Origin of the sequence: Caldanaerobacter subterraneus, from assembly GCF_004345675.1 — a bacterium.
Taxonomy (GTDB): Bacteria; Bacillota; Thermoanaerobacteria; order Thermoanaerobacterales; family Thermoanaerobacteraceae; genus Thermoanaerobacter; species Thermoanaerobacter subterraneus.
Genome location: NZ_SLWU01000064.1, coordinates 1 through 2,809 on the forward strand (window position 1 = coordinate 1; position 2,809 = coordinate 2,809).

Genomic DNA, 2,809 nt, shown 5'->3' on the forward strand with positions numbered 1-2,809 from the left:
TTCTTCCGAATAGCCCAAAGCTACTTCGTTAAAATTACGCCTGCGGACTTCAGGCTTTTGGGTAGGCATGGGTGTTTTCTTTTTGCTTCTATTTAACGGCATCTTTATCAGCTCCTTCTATTTTGTTGATTAATTTGCATTCATGAGCTTCATTAAATCTTTCGAGGGAAATTTTTTCTTCCTCCTTATAAGTGGCCAATCTTTTTATTAGTTCATCGAAATCTACTTTATGGCCGTCGAAAGCCGGACCATCAACGCAAGCAAATTTGATTTCTCCGTCTACGGTGACACGACACCCACCGCACATGCCTGTGCCGTCTACCATTATGGGATTAAGGCTCACCATAGTGGGTATGCCATAAGGCTTGGTAATTTCGCTTCCTATTTTCATCAAAATCGGGGGACCTATGATAATAATCTCATCAAATTTTTCGCCTTGTTCTAAAAGCTCTTTAAGTACTACTGTGACAAACCCATGGCGGCCTTTTGAGCCATCGTCGGTACAGATATACATCCTGTCGCTAACAGTTTTTATCTCTTCTTCCAAGATTAGCAATTCAGCTGTCCTAGCACCTATAATAGAAACTACTTCTACCCCCTGCTGATGAAGCATTTTGAGTTTAGGATAAAGTGGAGCAATACCAAGGCCTCCTCCTATTCCTAAAACTTTCTTGTGATTAGGAAACTCCACCGGCACACCTAAAGGCCCAACAAAGTCCTGGATATAGTCTCCAGCTTCTAGAGTTCCTAACACCCGGGTGGTTTTACCTACTTCTTGGAATACTATTGTGACAGTGCCATTTTCTGAACTGTAATCTGCAATGGTAAGAGGAATTCTTTCTCCTCCTTCTTTTATCCTTAGCATAACGAATTGGCCTGGCCTTGCTTTTTTGGCTACTAGTGGTGCCTCTATTACAAACAACTTGATGGAAGGTGCCAATTCTCTTTTTTCTAAAATTTTGAACATGATAATCCTCCTTCTTCTTTTATTTAATAGTTGTTTATTTACTTCGATGATGTTATCAAGTGTTAATGGTGTAAAAATGTTAAGAAAATAACTATTTTTTGTTATTTTTTTACCAAGAGTTTACTGGCCGATGTGTCATATAAAAAAACCAGTGTATTTAGCCTTATTAACATAAAAATGGGGGTTTAAGTCCCCATTTTTATGTTAATATTACAACAGGTTTGATTAGGTCTTTTGGTTTATCTTTCATCAACATTAGAGCTTTTTCAATATTGTCAAATCCTTGGAAAACATGAGTAACGAGTTTGGAAGGATCGACACGCTTATAAAAAACAAGGTTAATCAGTCTTTCCATTCTTAGACGTCCACCAGGGCATAATCCGCCTTTTATAGTTTTATGAGCCATGCCGCAACCCCATTCAAGACGAGGAACAGGCAGAACATCTCCTTCGCCAAAATAATTTACATTAGCGATGGTGCCGCCAGGTTTAACAATCTTAACTGCTGTAGCCATAATGTCAGCATTTCCTCCAGCGATGATGGCAGCATCGACACCTTTGCCTTCAGTTAAATCCATAATCTGACTGTCGATAGGACCATTTTTATAGTTTACAATATCAGTAGCTCCATAGTATTTTGCAGCATCTACACAAACTGGTCTACTGCCTACTACAATAATCCTTCCAGCACCCCGCAATTTGGCACCAGCGACCGCCATAAGACCTACTGGGCCAATACCCAAAACCGCCACCGATGCACCTAATTCTATTTCTGCCAGTTCGGCTCCATGGAAGCCAGTGGTCATCATATCGGGAATCATAACTGCAGCTTCCAATGGAATTTCTTTAGGCAGATGTGCTAAATTCATATCAGCATCGTTCACATGAAAGAATTCACCAAAAACACCATCTTTTATATTCGAAAATTTCCAGCCTGCCAGCATTCCACCGGAGTGCTGGTGATATCCTCTTTGTACTTCAGAGGTCCGCCAATCAGGGGTAATAGCTGGTACAACAACGCGATCACCAGGTTTAAAATCTTTTACCTCACTACCTACTTCAACTACTTCACCTACAGCTTCGTGACCGAGTATCATGTTATGTCTTTCGCCAATGGCACCTTCAAAAACGGTATGAATGTCCGAAGTGCAAGGGGCCACAGCTAGAGGTCTTACGATAGCGTCAAATGGGCCTGGAGTAGGCTTTTCTTTCTCAATCCAACCGACTTTACCGATACTGAGCATTGCAAAACCTTTCATTATTAAAACACCTCCTAAAATACTGGGTAAGTCATTAATGTGAATACTACCTTACCCGTTTATTGTTAAATTTTTTGCAATTATATAATAACACATGTTTAAAAATTTGTCAATCATTTATTCGAACATAGTTTAAAATTATCGTAGGATTTTTTAAGTAAACAAAGGACTAAAGAAAACTCTTGTGATAAAATAGAATTTGCAAAAAACAAAATCACAGAAAGGGGTTGTCTATTGTTCAAAATCTAGAAAACATCATACTACAATTTGCAGTATGTATTTGTCAAGTGAAAAATACTCCAAATTTCAATTGAAATTTTCCCTTAACTCTAAAAAATAAATCAAAAATTTAATATTGATTATTTTTTAACAAAATGCTATAATTAGTATTGATATAAATTTTACAAGGAGGTAATTAAAATGTGGGAAACTAAAATAAATCCCACCAAGATTTTTGAACTTCAGTGCAAGAATACAACTTATTTTGGAATAGGTAGTATAAAGAAGATAGAAGACATTCTAGAAGTTCTAAAACATAAGGGTATCGATAATGTCATTTTTGTAACCGGAAAGAATTCATACAA

Annotated in this window: 2 protein-coding genes and 1 pseudogene; 1 reads left to right on the forward strand and 2 read right to left on the reverse strand. The window is 37.6% G+C overall.

From position 1 onward, the window contains the following. Positions 1–88 precede the first annotated feature (88 nt). Both EV203_RS13180 and EV203_RS13185 read right to left on the reverse strand, forming a co-directional pair. A complete protein-coding gene (locus tag EV203_RS13180; protein ID WP_132040906.1) occupies positions 89–967 on the reverse strand; it encodes a sulfide/dihydroorotate dehydrogenase-like FAD/NAD-binding protein in 879 nt (292 codons plus the stop codon). A gap of 199 nt (positions 968–1,166) precedes the next feature. Next, on the reverse strand, positions 1,167–2,225 hold the full coding sequence (locus tag EV203_RS13185; protein WP_003868131.1) for an NADP-dependent isopropanol dehydrogenase: 1,059 nt from the start codon (positions 2,223–2,225) through the stop codon (positions 1,167–1,169). Positions 2,226–2,645: 420 nt separating this feature from the next. On the opposite strand from EV203_RS13185, the pseudogene EV203_RS13190 reads away from it, so the two are divergent. After that, a pseudogene (locus tag EV203_RS13190) lies at positions 2,646–2,809 on the forward strand (iron-containing alcohol dehydrogenase); the annotation flags it as partial.